At 54.9% G+C, this 14,408-nt stretch carries 15 protein-coding genes and 1 pseudogene; 8 read left to right on the plus strand and 8 right to left on the minus strand.

The annotated features are described in order from the left end of the window. From AB4P91_RS21930 to AB4P91_RS21950, 5 genes are all read left to right on the plus strand, one after another. The gene (locus AB4P91_RS21930; RefSeq protein ID WP_395603668.1) at positions 1-741 is read left to right on the plus strand and encodes a hypothetical protein; all 741 of its coding nucleotides are present in this window, start codon (positions 1-3) and stop codon (positions 739-741) included. 38 nt (positions 742-779) lie between these two features. Beyond that, positions 780-2,777: a hypothetical protein gene (locus AB4P91_RS21935; RefSeq protein ID WP_395603669.1), complete on the plus strand. Its 1,998-nt coding sequence runs from the start codon at positions 780-782 to the stop codon at positions 2,775-2,777. Positions 2,778-3,000: 223 nt separating this feature from the next. Then, the gene (locus AB4P91_RS21940; protein WP_395603670.1) at positions 3,001-3,972 is read left to right on the plus strand and encodes a tetratricopeptide repeat protein; all 972 of its coding nucleotides are present in this window, start codon (positions 3,001-3,003) and stop codon (positions 3,970-3,972) included. Positions 3,973-3,989: 17 nt separating this feature from the next. Beyond that, positions 3,990-4,259, plus strand: a complete 270-nt coding sequence (locus AB4P91_RS21945; RefSeq protein WP_395603671.1) for a hypothetical protein — start codon at positions 3,990-3,992, stop codon at positions 4,257-4,259. 133 nt (positions 4,260-4,392) lie between these two features. Continuing rightward, positions 4,393-4,596 carry a hypothetical protein gene (locus AB4P91_RS21950; RefSeq protein WP_150594873.1) on the plus strand — a complete coding sequence of 68 codons (204 nt, stop codon included), beginning with the start codon at positions 4,393-4,395 and terminating at the stop codon, positions 4,594-4,596. Between the two features lie 36 nt (positions 4,597-4,632). On the opposite strand, the gene AB4P91_RS21955 is transcribed toward AB4P91_RS21950, so the two are convergent. Further along, entirely contained in the window at positions 4,633-5,625 is a 993-nt protein-coding gene (locus AB4P91_RS21955; RefSeq protein ID WP_395603672.1) for a formylglycine-generating enzyme family protein, read from the minus strand. A 76-nt stretch (positions 5,626-5,701) separates the two neighbouring features. On the opposite strand from AB4P91_RS21955, the pseudogene AB4P91_RS21960 reads away from it, so the two are divergent. Together AB4P91_RS21960 and AB4P91_RS21965 are read left to right on the plus strand one after the other, a co-directional pair. Continuing rightward, positions 5,702-5,884: pseudogene (locus AB4P91_RS21960) on the plus strand (hypothetical protein); the annotation flags it as partial. A gap of 32 nt (positions 5,885-5,916) precedes the next feature. After that, on the plus strand, positions 5,917-6,528 hold the full coding sequence (locus tag AB4P91_RS21965) for a hypothetical protein (protein WP_395603673.1): 612 nt from the start codon (positions 5,917-5,919) through the stop codon (positions 6,526-6,528). Between the two features lie 45 nt (positions 6,529-6,573). Here AB4P91_RS21965 and AB4P91_RS21970 read toward each other — a convergent pair whose 3' ends face one another. After that, positions 6,574-7,386: a VanW family protein gene (locus AB4P91_RS21970; RefSeq protein ID WP_395603674.1), complete on the minus strand. Its 813-nt coding sequence runs from the start codon at positions 7,384-7,386 to the stop codon at positions 6,574-6,576. Between the two features lie 226 nt (positions 7,387-7,612). Between AB4P91_RS21970 and AB4P91_RS21975 the strand changes: the two genes are divergently transcribed. Further along, the gene (locus AB4P91_RS21975; protein WP_150688454.1) at positions 7,613-8,440 is read left to right on the plus strand and encodes a glycosyltransferase family 2 protein; all 828 of its coding nucleotides are present in this window, start codon (positions 7,613-7,615) and stop codon (positions 8,438-8,440) included. Between the two features lie 342 nt (positions 8,441-8,782). Here AB4P91_RS21975 and AB4P91_RS21980 read toward each other — a convergent pair whose 3' ends face one another. From AB4P91_RS21980 to AB4P91_RS22005, 6 genes are all read right to left on the minus strand, one after another. Beyond that, positions 8,783-9,367 carry a hypothetical protein gene (locus AB4P91_RS21980; RefSeq protein ID WP_395604993.1) on the minus strand — a complete coding sequence of 195 codons (585 nt, stop codon included), beginning with the start codon at positions 9,365-9,367 and terminating at the stop codon, positions 8,783-8,785. 86 nt (positions 9,368-9,453) lie between these two features. Continuing rightward, on the minus strand, positions 9,454-9,636 hold the full coding sequence (locus AB4P91_RS21985; protein ID WP_150594868.1) for a hypothetical protein: 183 nt from the start codon (positions 9,634-9,636) through the stop codon (positions 9,454-9,456). 11 nt (positions 9,637-9,647) lie between these two features. Further along, complete coding sequence (locus tag AB4P91_RS21990; protein ID WP_150594867.1) at positions 9,648-9,890, minus strand: hypothetical protein; 243 nt, start codon at positions 9,888-9,890, stop codon at positions 9,648-9,650. 79 nt (positions 9,891-9,969) lie between these two features. Next, a complete protein-coding gene (locus tag AB4P91_RS21995; protein ID WP_395603675.1) occupies positions 9,970-11,037 on the minus strand; it encodes a lipocalin-like domain-containing protein in 1,068 nt (355 codons plus the stop codon). Then, positions 11,027-13,498: an FtsX-like permease family protein gene (locus AB4P91_RS22000; protein ID WP_395603676.1), complete on the minus strand. Its 2,472-nt coding sequence runs from the start codon at positions 13,496-13,498 to the stop codon at positions 11,027-11,029. Before AB4P91_RS22000 ends, AB4P91_RS21995 begins: the two co-directional genes overlap by 11 nt. Next, a complete protein-coding gene (locus tag AB4P91_RS22005; protein WP_150594864.1) occupies positions 13,495-14,148 on the minus strand; it encodes an ABC transporter ATP-binding protein in 654 nt (217 codons plus the stop codon). The genes AB4P91_RS22000 and AB4P91_RS22005 overlap by 4 nt, the downstream gene beginning before the upstream one ends. Positions 14,149-14,408 lie beyond the last annotated feature (260 nt).

Below are 14,408 nucleotides of genomic sequence, written 5' to 3' on the forward strand. Positions count from 1 at the left end.
ATGACAGGTACGTCCGAACAAACACCCGCGCCAGAACAATCACCTGTTGTCATTCCGGCCGATCCACCAAACAAGACTGCCGACGCGGAAACGTTCTGCAAAGACAAGAAGCCGGGCTGCAGCAGCAGCTATGACGACATCATCTACGTCACCGGTCAGCGCCGTTTCTGGCTGTTGCCCAAGCGCACGTCCGAGAAACTCAAGGAAAGCGTCAGCCTGCTCAAACAGAAAACCGTCAACGCTGATAAAGCCACGCGCATGAGCAACATCGCCGACGCGGGGTTGATGGACTACTTCCTCACCCCGGGCCCGGAAGCCTTTCTCGAAGGCGAGCAACATAGTAGTTACCTCGACTCGAAGTCGGCAATCCCCGAAGACACTGCCAAAAAGGCGCAATGCCGCAAGGATTGGGAGGCGGCAAAAGCCAAGGGTGACAGCGACGCCACGATGCACGCCGAGCGCGAGATGTTCCACGCTGGACAGCGCATCGAGAAAAACCAGAAAAACATGGAAACCCTCGAAAAAGTTTCCGACGAAAAAGCAAAAACGTTGGGGTACAAACGAGAAAGCGGCGTCTTCTATACCCCACGCGCGTTAAAGGCGCGTGACGCCATCGATACGTACATTAAAGAGCGCGACAAGGCGAAAGCCCACGGCTACAAAATGTTCGATCAAGCACCAAGAAGATTGCTTCGGCTTGGGAACATCTCAAAGAATATAAGGCCCTTCACAAGCAACTGATTGAAACAGGCGAGATCGACGAAAAGAAACTCAAGGGTGTGCAAATCAACATCCTGGCGTTGAAAGATCTGATGTCCAAGTACATCAATGCCATCGTCGAGCTTGCCGAGTGCGGCATTGCAGTTCCCGAGTTTGCGCTGAGTCCCGATGACCAGTACGCCGGTACCGAGGATTTTCAGGCATTCATCGAGCTGACCACCAAACGCGATGAGCTTGAGAAAAAGATCGAAGAACGTTACTCCCAATGGGTCTCGGCCACTGGCGGCAAATCTGCTCCACCCGGCGTGCTCTTCGTCAGCTTACAGAAACAGTGGTACGACCTGAATGACGAGGCAGAGCGAATTCAGAACACCGCCGAAGCACGCGTTCGAGCACTGAAGCCGCCCCGGCTGTTTCTCTGGGACGCGGAAAGCTACAAGCCAAAACCCCTCGAACGACTGGCCAAAACAAACATTCCACTGCGTGAGCTCAGCAGCGCCTCTTCTACGACGATCCTGAACCACATCAGCTTGAAACATCTGGCACAGGTCAGCGGCAACGCATTCGAGGGTCAACTCAAAGAACTCGCGACCAGTTTGCCCAAGTCGATTGCCAAAGAATCCGACGACGACCGAATATTCAGTGATTGGCTGGAACAGGAAGGCGCGCTGCAGTTCACTGAAAAGGGACCATGGTTCGATGAACATGGACTTTTCGTGCCTGAAAAATTCTTCACCGCCCTGGAAGCCAAAGGCTACAGAGTCGCAAGCATCAAAGCTGAAGCCAAGCGCAAAAGCTGGGGTGAAAACCTCAAAGCCATGGTTTTCGAAGATAAGCAGTTGCGCAACCTCATGCTGTTCGACAACAGCCCGCAGGCCCAACTGGTTCGATGCTTGCTCCCGGAAAGTGCCAACCTGCTGTCCGAAGTCAAAATGGAAGGCCCCACTCTGAAAAGTGGCTCCCCTCAGATTGCCAACGTAGAAGTTGCACTGGATGTAACAGCGTGGCGCGGGGAAGTCAGCTTACTCAAAGTCGAATTCCCGAAACGGGCAAAAGCCGATCCTTGGGTCGCGAAATACAAGGCCCAGGACGGCAGCGTGCGCAGCGTCAACTTCGGCAAACTGTCTCTGGATCTGGAAGCCAAGGCCTGGGGATTCGCTGGCGCAAGCCTCATGCTGTCACGCGACCTGACCCTGGATCAGAAAACCGGCTACACCAGCCTGGTCGGTGTGGACATTGCCGAAAAATCCGGCGACCTGGCGAAGTTCGAAGTGTTTGCCGGCGCTCAAGCCGGGTGCAAAGTCACAGGCAAACTGTTCTGGTGCCCTCCCCCAAGCGTCCTCCCACCTGCACCCGTGCCCAATCGCATTTCAGCCAACCAGTGGCGCCCTTTGGCCAAACTGGAGGTTGAAGTGGCCGTGGCCATCGGCGCCGGCTACACGGGCGACATGCACCTGCGGATGCAAAACGGCCTACTGCTGTTATCGATCAAGGGCGCGCTGGTCTGGGGCGCAGGCGTCAAAGGGTATTTGACCTTTGAAGTCGGCTACGACAGCATCGTGGCCTTGACGGAACTGGTGCGACAGGAAATGGCCGCGAACCAATACAAGGATCTTGAGTGGGTCGATGGCGAAGCCATGGACTATCTGCAGAAACTGAGCTTCCTCGGCGCCACGGGTATTGATGTGGCGTTTGCCTATGTGCGTGGGTATGCCATTGTTAAAGGGATATTTGATGCGCTGACCGAGGGGGGACGTGGGGGACAAATTGCTCACACACTTATCTTGGATAAAAACCAAAAAGTAATGCAGGATTGGGTTTACAACCTAACCCCACAGGCCCTAGGCCCATTACTAATGGCTTTAAGTACTTCACCCAGGTCATTTTCTGCTGAAGATGATAAGGACAGTAAAAGCTACAACAACGACGAGGCATACCTCATTCAACAACAAGCAATTGAAAGATGCCTTAGTTGGATTTCAAAAAAAACCAATGCAAATTTGCAATTTGAAGAAGCAATTATTTGCATGAATCGTGACGGGATTCGTCCCCCGTAGGCAGGACTTATGTTCTGCAAAAATAAGTTAAAACTCGATCTATTCATGAATGAAAGGGTTTTAGGCCACATCCCGGGTAACAACAGAATGCGGGAGCGGTACTCAGAAAACGCTAAACTTCTAGGGGCGAGAATGAATAGCCACTGCACTTACTCGAGCACATATACCGGCCCTGCATTTGCACCTATTCAAGAAGTCAAGGCCTTCTACAAAGGACAAAACATTGATTAAAACAATATACGCCATAATTTTATATTCATTATTTCTATCCACCTCAGCTTTTGCAGAACTTACGAGCGATCAACAAGTAGCAAAAAATAAAGGCCTTATCCTGTATCAACAAAGTGATTGGTACGATTCTCAGCCGCTACTGAAAATCGCGGCAGATGCGGGAGACAGTACGGCGCAATATTACTTGGGAGAGGCTATCCGCCTCAGCAACCGCTACACCACCGAAGACGCAAAAAAATGGTACGAATCAGCAGCTAAGCAAGGAGATTTGTATGCAATGCTTCGGCTGAGTAATTCGCATGATTTGTGCAAAGAGATGGGGAGTTGCTCAGGTAAAAGCGATGAAGAATGGCGGAATTATGCACTACAGGTTGCAAATGAGCGCGCCGAGAAAGGCGATACTGAGGCAATGATTGTTTTATTTACCGCCAAGCAAGGTTTGCAATGGTTGGAAAAAGCAGCGACGGCAGGCAGTGGATTTGCTCAAAAAGTCCTTGCTGGTAAGTACAAAGATGGTGAAGGCTGGTTCCTTATTCCTGGCAGCCGCGAAAAAGCCGTTGAGAAATGGTTCAAAGCTTCAGCGGAGAGCGGCTACCCACCGGGTATGTACCTTTACGCAAATTTTTTATATGAAAATAAAGCAAGCAAAGAAAACGTAGGATATTGGCTAAAAAAGGCCGCTGAGTCAGGTCACATTGATGCCGCTGGTGGATATGCCCTCACTGTAGCGCATCTCCCTGACAGTTACGGATTTCCGTTGGACTTAGTAGAAGCCTATGGGATCACCTACCTTATCTCCCATTTGCAAGGCGGTGGTGTAGCCCCTGAGGATGCTAGAAGAAGCCTTCCTGAAATTGCCGAAAAGATGAGTCCTCAAGAAATCAAGGATGGGATCCGCTTTGCCAAAGATTGGGAAAAGACTCACCCACCACTTTCCTACTTTGTTCCGGCTTACGGCTACTGATCTAAGGAAGTTTATCTGTGTCCGCTTTCCGCCCTATTTTCTTGAGCATCGCTTTCTGGATTTCCACCACATCAATTTCCAACGCCCAAGTCATTGAAAATCAAGCGGCAGCGAAAGACACTGGCATTATGCTTTACAAGCAAAGTGCATGGACTTCCTCACAGCCTTTTTTGCAAACCGCTGCCGAAGCAGGCGATCGAGACGCTCAGTATTACTTAGGCGAGGCCATCCGCCTAAGTAACCGTTACATTGCAGAGGAGGCCTTGGGGCGACAATCTACCTTCTGACTGAAAGCTTTGTAGAGAGCTGGGCAGAAGAGCAAGAAAAAGCAGTAGTATTTTAACTCTCTCACATTCGCACTTGGCGACATTTCTTCATGTATTAGAACACTGCTCCAGCGACGGAAAGAAAGTTGACGCAATGCGTAGCCTGAATCGCATCAACGCCCTGCTCGACGGGCATGAGCAATTGCAATTCAACAAATTTACTAAATCACTTGCAGTCAACAATGATACAGCACCTGAAAAAACAGCATTGATTGCCTGGCAACCAAGTGAGACATGGAGAAAAGAAAAGACATTACTGGCAGCCCAAAGAAGTGGGCTATTTGACAGAATAGCTTAAAAATGAAGGCGCCGAAGACGCCTTCACCCTGAGCTATTAAAGCGGTTTGCTGGACTGAATTGCACACCTAAAACTTGTGCCGCTTGAATGATATTTTTTAACTAACTCTTCTGGCCAGCGACGGACGAGGGGGGCTGCGGATAAAGGGGCTTCCAACGTTGTAGACCCTCTTCTGACTTTATTTTGGCCAGTTACCGGCCCTTGGGGATCTTCTATGGGAGAAATTTTGTAATAGTCTTCCAAGTACCAGTCATTTACCCAATCAGTGGAATTGCCAGCCATACCGTATAACCCCAAAGGATTTGGTGCAAAGCGGTTCACTGGAAAATTCCCCTCTTCATTTTCAAAAGGGAAATTCTTACCGAAATCAAGACTTCCAGTATCGGTAGGAAACAGGATGTGCTGGCCACGATTGCGGGCCGCGAATTCCCACTGCGCCTCTGTCGGCAAGTCCACTTCGTAACCGCTTAAAGATCCAATCCACGTGCAATAATCTTTTGCCTCCTGCCAGCTTTGAGTTGGCGCTGGAAGATTAGGCAAGTAAAACTCTTTTAGATCTTCACGTTTTCGATCCTCTTCATCATAAAGAGGTTTACCGTTAGCCACGAAAAAAAGGTCGAAATCCGCCAACGTAGCCTGATACTTTGAGAGATAGTAACTGCTCAACTTCACCGGATGAACAAAATCATCATTGCCTTTACTACTAATATTACAGAGCTGCTCCGGCTCCTGCCCACAAGGCCAGGTACAAACATCTTTTTCATCGTACTCACAAATCCAGCCAAAATCGCCCATGTCAAACTGGCCACCTTCGACAAACACCATATTGTCGATCGACTGAACAACCGTATTGAGCACCTTGTCGCGTAGTTCGTTCGAGAGGTCCGGATATTTCGTCTTGATCGTCGCTGCAATCGATGCGACTTTTGCCGCAGGCAAGCTCTTACTGGTTGGCAAAGGGCCTGACTCGGCTTCGCAACCTACCAGCAGCATAATGAAAGGAAGGGCAAGTAAAGACTGACGTAACACGAGCAATATCCTTATAAGGTGCGTCAAAGCACAAACCGTAACATCCCATACCAAGACTACAAAACACATAACCAGCCACCGCAGCGACTTCCAGCTCGCCGAATGCAAAAGCGATCAGCCGTTGCTGGTCAGTGGTCATTTCCTCGTACTGACGCAACACCCGAAAGCCAAATGGAACGACCTCTGGCTGCTCACCGAAGTCCTCCACGAAGGCAAACAGCCGCAAGTGCTCGAAGAGTCAGTGACCAGCGACACCACCGAGTGAATCAAAGGAAAAGCGTTTGCTTTCGAATGGAAAAAACGCAGACTCCTCTTTCCTGCTTGATCTTGATTACGGGTATTAGAGCCTCAAGCTGCAATCAATCCTCGAAGGCTTACTCTCCGAATATGCCCCAGGGAAAACCGATAAACACCCGCCAAATCACACTCGCCAACGGCTGGACCGCCACCTTTGAAAACAACGGTGAATTCCACATGGGGGCAGAAGGTTGGAGCTTGCTCCTGCAAGGGCCCGATAACAGGATGATCCAGTATTTCGCAGACCAGATTGTTTTGGTCAACGATGAAGACGGTACCCAGGCCAATTCATGTATTCGTTTGTCGAGCGATGGTGTTTACGGGTACCTGAGCACAGCCGTTGATAATTGCTGGGTAATCGATTTTGCGCGGGGCATGATCGCCCCGCATCGGGTGAGTATTCGTCATTACCATGACGCCTACGATGAGAGCGTTGCGCTTTTCGAGCAGCCGGCTTTCAAACGAGCGCGGCAATACATCAGTGTTGTCGGAAGATACATTTATCTGACCTTTCCGCTGACGAGGGATGAGGACTTCCCCAAGGTATGGGATGAATATCTATCGATACGCAGACGTCAGCTCGACGAGCTTTATTTCAGAAACTGATCAGACGCGGCGCGCCATGTTCAGCGATGCATATTTGCGCCAGCCCTATCCGATCAACTCGTCCGCCACCGCATACTTGACCATCACACGATTGCGATAAAGCCTTTCGCGCATCACCAATGCCCCCACCTGCCCTTTCTGCCGAACTTCCCGCCAGATCTCATTCTCGCGATATACCCGTTCCCCTTCGCGCACAAACCGATGCCCTTCCTGGAAAACGTGATACCGATACACCCGCACCTGATCACATAACAACTCCCCTTCCAGTTGCGTCTGCCCGACATTCAAACTCAACTGAAAACACCGGTCTGTCGGGTTATGCAGCACCAGGTCAATGTAGTTATAGAAAATCGCCGCACCGGAGCCAAACGGCAGTACGCGTCCCTCATCCGGAAACGGATCGAAGCTGTGATTGGAGCGCTCGACCACCACCAACGGGGAATGTATGGCCATCCAGTGAATCAGGTTGCTCAATTGGCATATCCCGCCACCCACCCCGGTGCGGGCCTCGCCGAAGGACAGCTCCATCCCTTCCACGTAGCCACGTTTACGCGTCGGGCGGCCGACGAGCCGGCAGAAGGAGAAGTATTCGCCAGGGGCGATGATGACGCCATCGATGGCGGCGACGGCGAGTTTGAGGTTGATGACTTTGTTGTGTTGCAGGGCGAGGTCGGAGTCGCCGAGTTTACGGATGAGTTTCGAGGTGTGTTTGAGGTAGCGAAATGGCAGGCGTTCGGACGATACGACGGATCGGGCGTAACGCTTGCTGGAGCAGTGCCAGGCCATGTGTCGGAACAGTCTTTTTTGCCACACGCGCAGCCAGTACAAGGCCGGGTGGTAGAGGGAAAGTGGTTTCATCCGTGGCGCAACGGCGATCGCCGTTTCTTCCTTGAACCGTGAATTGGGCGCGTATTTTAGCCTGTAACCGGCCCGCGCCAAATAAACGAAGCGGCTTTTCCGGTCTCACTTCGACACATTCTGAAGCGCTGCCAGACCTGCAAATTAAGCTTCGCCTAAGGTTGGCTCGCTACCCTCCCGGCTCATAAACCCTGTCGTCATTGACCCGTGGATGAGTCTTTCTGTTATGAGTGCGTTTAATCTGCCAACCCAACCACAGCCGAACTTCAGCCTTGTCCTGGTCAATTACAAGACCGCGGACATTACCCGGATGTGCCTGGAATTATTGCACCAGCATGTCAAGGAACAGCGCATTCCAGTCTGGGTGGTGGACAACGATTCAGCGGATGAAAGTCTGGATTACTTGCGTTCGCTCGACTGGATCAACTTGATCGAGCGGCCTTCTCCGGGCAAAGAAGCGGGTCATATTGCCCATGGCAAGGCACTTGATCTGGCGCTGGAACAGGTTGAAACCGATTATTTGTTTTTGCTCCACACGGACACCTTCGTCTATGACAAAGAAGTGTTTGAAATGATGCTACGCGAGTGCACAAAAAGTGCGGACATCGCCGCAGTGGGTTGTGTCGAGCAAATCAATCGGGGGATAGTGCGGGATACCTGGCGTTTAACTTCACGCTTTTGCAAGCATTATGTTCGCCAGGCAAAAGTTAGTCTGGGGATGAAATCCAAACCGCCAAGACCTTATAAGGAAACTCACCTGAAAAGTTTCTGTACGTTGTGGAACGTGCGACTGATGAAGTCCCAAGGCCTGCACTTCTGCATGGATGATCGCGTACCCGGCTACACGCTGCAGGATCGAATGGTGAGCCTTGGATACGGCATCAAGCTGCTGTCGCCGCGCAAGATCTTCCGTTATCTCGATCACATCCAGGCAGGAACGGTCGCCGCGGCGGGCACCTACGGGAAAAATCACCGTCGCACGAAAATGTACCAGGCGACTATCGAGCGTTTCCAGGGACAGCGAGGCAAACGCGGGATACAAACATCGGTTTAACTCACGACAACAAAAAGGGTGACTTTAAAAGTCACCCTTTTTTTTAACTGAAATTGTATACATTTGCTCCGGTGGAGGTGTTCGCCCAGTGTAATGGCCTGGCAATCCATGCACCGGTAAAGAGCCCTGACACTGGGCGAACGCGAAGGATTTTAATAGAAGCTGGCGGATATGTCGCCATACTTCAATGTAAATATTATGTACAAGAAAGTTAATAGATATTTATCGATCAAATCCGACACCAACCTTTCACGAAACTTTCAGAGCCCGCAAAACCAACTAATAGTATGACTACTCTAATACAAAGATTGTACAAGAGCAGTCATCCTGTAGAGCTAAAACTCAACTTTCGTGCTGACTGGTCACTTTTAATACATCAGTATAAGTGACAACAACACTCTGCCCGACTTTGAGGTTTTTCAGTTTGTCCTGAATTTCAGGGCGTTCGACGTTGAGGGTTTTCGATACGCCGGCAGGGTTCTGCAGCGTCACCTGATTTGTCTTCAAATCAATTTTGGTGATTTTCAATTGCACCTGAACCTGACGGTATGCTTCGCCGCCGGGATTGCTGCTGCCCGGAGCATTGCGCAACTCGCCGGTTCGCTCGGTGGTGCCAGGCAGACCTTTATCCACATCAGTATCGAGATAGGCCGCGAAGGAGCGCATGACCTCCACGGTAACCTGGTCGCCAACCTTGAGATTGGCGAGGTTTTTCGCCTTTTCCGTGAGCTGTACGTGAACCTGTTTGCCTTCGGCGCCTTCCAGCACAACCTGGTGATTCTGCGCATCAACCGCTAACACTTTGGTGGTGACTTTGTCGGCTTCAACCGTTGCCGACAGCGGTATGTCGGCGGCAAACGCAGTGAGACTGGAGGCGGACAGCAGCGTTGCGAGGGCAATGGACTTGGCGAGTGCATGAAGCTTCATAAGCGTACTTTCCCTGTCGTTGAGTGGCAGCACCCGACGCCGAAATCATTTCAGACGTGGGGTGTGTCACTGAGCATAGACGCTGGTCAGGGCTTGGCTTTGGTTTGTGGCGCGGCTGTTTCCTGTGCGGTCGATTCGCCACTGGCCGTGCCCTTAGCGCTCTGCTCGCGCTGCTTCGGATCGGTAGGACGCAGAGCGTCGTTGTCGCGCTCGGTTTCCCCCGCTGGCCGGGGTTCGTCAGGATGCTGGTTTTCAGATTCAGGTTTCATCGGTGTTGTCCTCAGGCTTCAGGGTCGTCAAGTTCGCGGGCGACGTTTACGGCAGGGGAATCCTTGTGCAGGTCATCGGCTTTGGCGCGCAGGATCTGCCATTGCTCAAGGTCGATGGCGCCCTGCCCGAACAGGTCGTCGGCGATGCGTTGCAAGTCGAGGAAATGAGCGTCGGGGGATTGCTGCCACAGAGTGTCGTCGTCGAACAGACGCTGCCAAGTGGTGAGGTCTGGGGGTTGCAGGTCGTCGCTCATCTCTCGTCCTCAACAGGTAGTACTTTTGTAGAGGTTCGACGACCGAATGGAGTTCAACCGGATCCACGCAGGAGTCGCATCAGTACCCGGTCATTTCCAGATACCCCTTGCCGCCGTGGCTGCCGCTGACACGCACCGGGCCTTCCCAATAAGGGATGCGCAGGTCCATCCATGCGTTGGGGTTGAGCGCCGAGAGGCTGATGTCGAGGTGCTTGTCTGGAATGCTGATCTTCCAGCGCACCGGCATCGCGCGGTCGGCGACCTTGGCGGTGTCTTGCGGGACGAGTTTGATCTGCTCGCTACGCAGAGTTTGCGTCTGGCCGTCGGCGCTGATCCAGGTACCGGTCAGGTACGGCGCGCCCTCCTTCTGGCGCATGCGATAAAGCATCAGGTGTTCACCGCTGTCCAGGTGCAGGGAGAACCAGTCCCAGCCAGTCTGGCTGGCGGTCAGCGGCTGGCTGCTCCACTCGCGGTCGAGCCACGCCGGGCCGCTGACGGTGTAAGTCTGGCCATCGATCTGCAGCGTGCCACTGGCCTGAAAAAACGGTTGGCTGTAGTAATACGATGCCTGCCCTTGTTCGGATTTCTGGCTGAACCCCTTGTCGCCCTGCAGCACCAACGGGCGGCTGGAGGTGAGATGCAGTTGATAGGCAAATGATTTATCGCGCGCGCTGAGCTGCAAGTCACTCAAAGGATCGACCGCCTGACTGCTGAACTGCCAATCATCGATCCACGCCTCGAACGGCGCCAAACGCACGCCGGCCTGACCCACGCCGCCGCGGGCATAACGCTCGGCGGCATGATGCGCCGTTGCCGACGTCACCGCGGCATGCCCCAGCCAAATGGTTTGACTGCCCCAACCTGCCTGCTCCGGCACCGGTTTGAGGGCGCTGCGAAACAGCGTCCATTGCACGCCGAAATCGTTGCCCTGCTGATCCTTGAGATTGGCGGTGACGTACCACCACTCAATGCGAAACCCCTCATGGGCGCCGTGATCCGCCGGAAAGCTGAACACCCGCCCCGGTACCACCGGCGTAAATGCCTGTGCCTGATTGCCCATTCCGGCGAAGCCCTTTTGCTCGGGCACTGACTGATCGCAGCCGCCGAGCAAGAGCAGAACCATCAGCACAACGAAGTCAGTCCTCATGGGCAAACGTCCTCAGCAGATCCGCCGGTTGCGTGCGGTACAGCGAATACAACGGCCACGCCGACGCCAGCAAGGTGGCCAGCAACGCCAACCCCATCAGTTGCAAAAGCTGCCAAGGGAACACGCGCAACGGCAGACGCCAGCCAAACGCCTGCACATTGATCACCGCGTCCAGACACCACGCCAGCGCGATCCCCAGTGGCAGCGCCAACACCAGCGTCAGCACCGCCAGCAGCCAGGTCTGACCGAGATTGAGCAGCATCAATTGGCGCCGTGTCACGCCCAGCGCCCACAGCGGCGCGAGTTGGCCGAGACGGCTTTGGCTCTGAGTCAACAGGCTGATAAACAGCGCCACGCCCGCCACCGCCAGGGTCAAGGTGTTCAAAGCCGCCGTGGCGGCGAAGGTGCGTTCGAACACTTCAACCGACCAGCCCTTGAGGCGCGCCTGATCGACGATGCGGCTGTCATCGAGCTGAAAACGCGCCTGTAATGCACTCAGAAATGGCGCAATGTTTTGTGGGTCGATGCGCAGATTGAAACGGTTCGGCGTCAACTGCGGCCATCCGCGCAGCAGATGGTTGCTATTGACCAGCAAGTGGCCCTTGGGATTGCCGTAATCGGCGTAGATGCCGACAACGCGCGGCGACCACGCGCCATTCGGTGCAGGAATCGTCAGACGATCGCCGGCGCGCACCTGCAGACGGCGGGCGAGTTGCTCGCTGAGCATCACTGCATCATCCGTCGCCAGGTGCGCCCACGGATCACCGCCACTGGCATCGAGCAATAGCCAATGCTGACGATAATAAGGATGATCAATTACCCCGTAGACATCCGCCGGCCAGCCTTGCAACGTGACCGCGACTTGCCAGTTGGGCAGCACCGCCGTCACCAGTGGCTGCTGTTTCAGCCAAGTGGACATCTCGCGGGCCTGAGCCGGGTTGCTCGGATTGATGTATAGCTCGGCACTCAGGCGTTGTTCGAGCCAGTCATCGAAAGTCTGGCGAAAACCGGCGGTCATGCTGCCAGCACCGATGTTGGCCGCCAGCGCCAGAAGCAACGCCATCAGCGCCAGGCTCAGTGCCGGCAATTGCTGACGGCAGTCGGCGAGAAACCATTGGCCGAGCACCGAACGACTGCGCCCGAGCAGTTGATTCAACACGCCACTCAGCAGCACCGGCAAGGCCAGCGCGGCGCCGATCAGCAACCCCGCCATCAGCACAAAACCGCTGGCCAGGCTATCGCCCCAAAGCAACGCCACCAGCGCAATCACGCCCAACACCAGGGCCAGCCAGCCCTGACGCCGCAACCAGCGCGTGTATTGCTCATGCCAGGCTTGCGGATCCGCCACGGCCAGCAGCGGCAAACGGGCTGCGCGAAGCAGGCTGTTGGCACCGGCCAGCAAGGCGCCGAGCAGACTCAAACCGATCCCGCTGAACCACCACCAAGGGCTCAGGCGCAACTGCCCCGCCACTTCTGCGCCGTACAACCCGCGCAGGCTGGCGGCGACATCCGGCAGCAACACACTGGCCAACCAGTAACCGCTGATCACCCCGAACACTCCGCCGATCAGCGCCAGCACTCCCAATTCGAAAATCAGGCAACCGATCAACATCCGCGCACTGACCCCGCAGGCACGCAACGTGCGCAGCAGGCCACGCCGTTGCTCCAGCGCCAGGCCGATGGCCGCATGCACGATGAATAAGCCGACAACAAACGATAGAAAACCCAAGGCATCAAGATTGAGGTGAAAGCTCTGGGTCAGGCGCGCCAGATTGTTTTCCTCGCCACTGCTTTTGAGCTGCAACTGGCCTTTGAGCGTGGCCGGCAACTCGCCGTGAAAATCCTTGGGCAACAGCAAACGCGAGAGTTGTCCGGGTTGTTCGAGCAGGGTTTGCGCGACGCCGATGTCGACCAATAACACGCCCGGCGCCATGTCTTTTTGCGCCAGCAACGGCGGCAACGTCTGGCCACTGACCGTTTGCGGCGTAGCGCCTTCGCGCAGGTTCAAGGCCCGCAAGGTTTCCGGGGAAATCCACGTACTGCCCGGCGGCGTGAAGAATTCGACGACCCGCTCGATCGGCATCGCCTGCCCGGCCACAGCGGAATCGGCTGGCAGCGACACCGGTTCGATGCCCATCAGCTGCAGGCGTTGATTGTCGTGATCCTTGAGGCTCAAGCGTCCATTCAACAGCGGCGACACCGGCCAGCCCTGGCGCCGCAGGTCGATGAACCATTGTTGGGGGAATGTCGCGCCGTTTGGTGCACTGAGGCTGGCTTGCGGTTCGCCGCCGATCAATTGGCTGGCGCGAGCGTAACTGTCGCGAGCCTGACTGTTCAGCGCCTCAACGCCCGTCAACAGGCTGGTGGCCAGCCACAGCCCGGTCAGCACACTGAAAAACTGCACCGGGTGCCGTCGCCAATGGCTGAGTAGCGCACGCAGGGTTTGCCGGAAGACGATCACGTCAGACGTCCGCTGGACAGCACCACTCGTTTCGCCAACCGCGCCGCCACCCGAGGGCTGTGAGTGACCATCAGCAAGGTCGTCGGCGTGTCGTCGAGCAGCTCCAGCAACAATCGCAGCACTTCGTCACTGGTCGCTTCATCCAGGCTGCCGGTCGGTTCGTCTGCCAACAGCAGTTTCGGCTGCGAGGCCAGCGCCCGGCCCAACGCGACACGCTGCTGCTGGCCGCCCGAGAGCTGCTCGGGATAGCGCTTGAGCAAATCACCCAGGCCCAGACGCTGCACCAGATGCGCTTGCCAACGCGCATCGTGACGCCCGGCCAGACGCGCCTGAAACGCCAGATTGTCTTCGACGCGCAAGCTGCCGATCAGGTTGAACTGCTGGAACACCAAGCCGATTTCCGTGCGCCGCCAATTGGCCAATTGCGCTTCGTTCATGCTCTCGAGCCGATGCTCGGCGCTGCGAATGCTGCCGCTGTCGACCTTGTCGAGACCGGCGATCAAGTGCAGCAAGGTGCTTTTGCCACTGCCGGATTCGCCCATCAACGCCAGGCTGCTGCCGGGTTCCAGCGTCAGGTCGACGCCTTGCAGCACGGGTAACGGGCCTTGGGGGGTGGCGTAGTTTTTGAAGACGTTGCGAACCTCAAGCATGGGCAAACCTGATCGATGGACGTGAGCCAAGGATAGCGGTGCTGAATGGTTTTTGTCCGCGGATGATCATCGCCGTGCCTTGGCCAAACCGTCATCGCCGGGGTTCAGGCCCCGGAATCGGTCAATTCGAACCTTGGTCGAGGTCTTTGATCGCTTGGGATATAGCCATGTGCAGAGTGTTAACCGCGCATGTTCGAGGTGGTTTGGGTGTGCGCCGGGGCGTATCGGGCTCGGTGGATCAGCATCAGAAAGGGGTGGCG

The sequence above is a fragment of the Pseudomonas sp. B21128 genome (assembly GCF_044218865.1).
In the GTDB taxonomy this organism is placed as follows: Bacteria; Pseudomonadota; Gammaproteobacteria; order Pseudomonadales; family Pseudomonadaceae; genus Aquipseudomonas; species Aquipseudomonas iridis.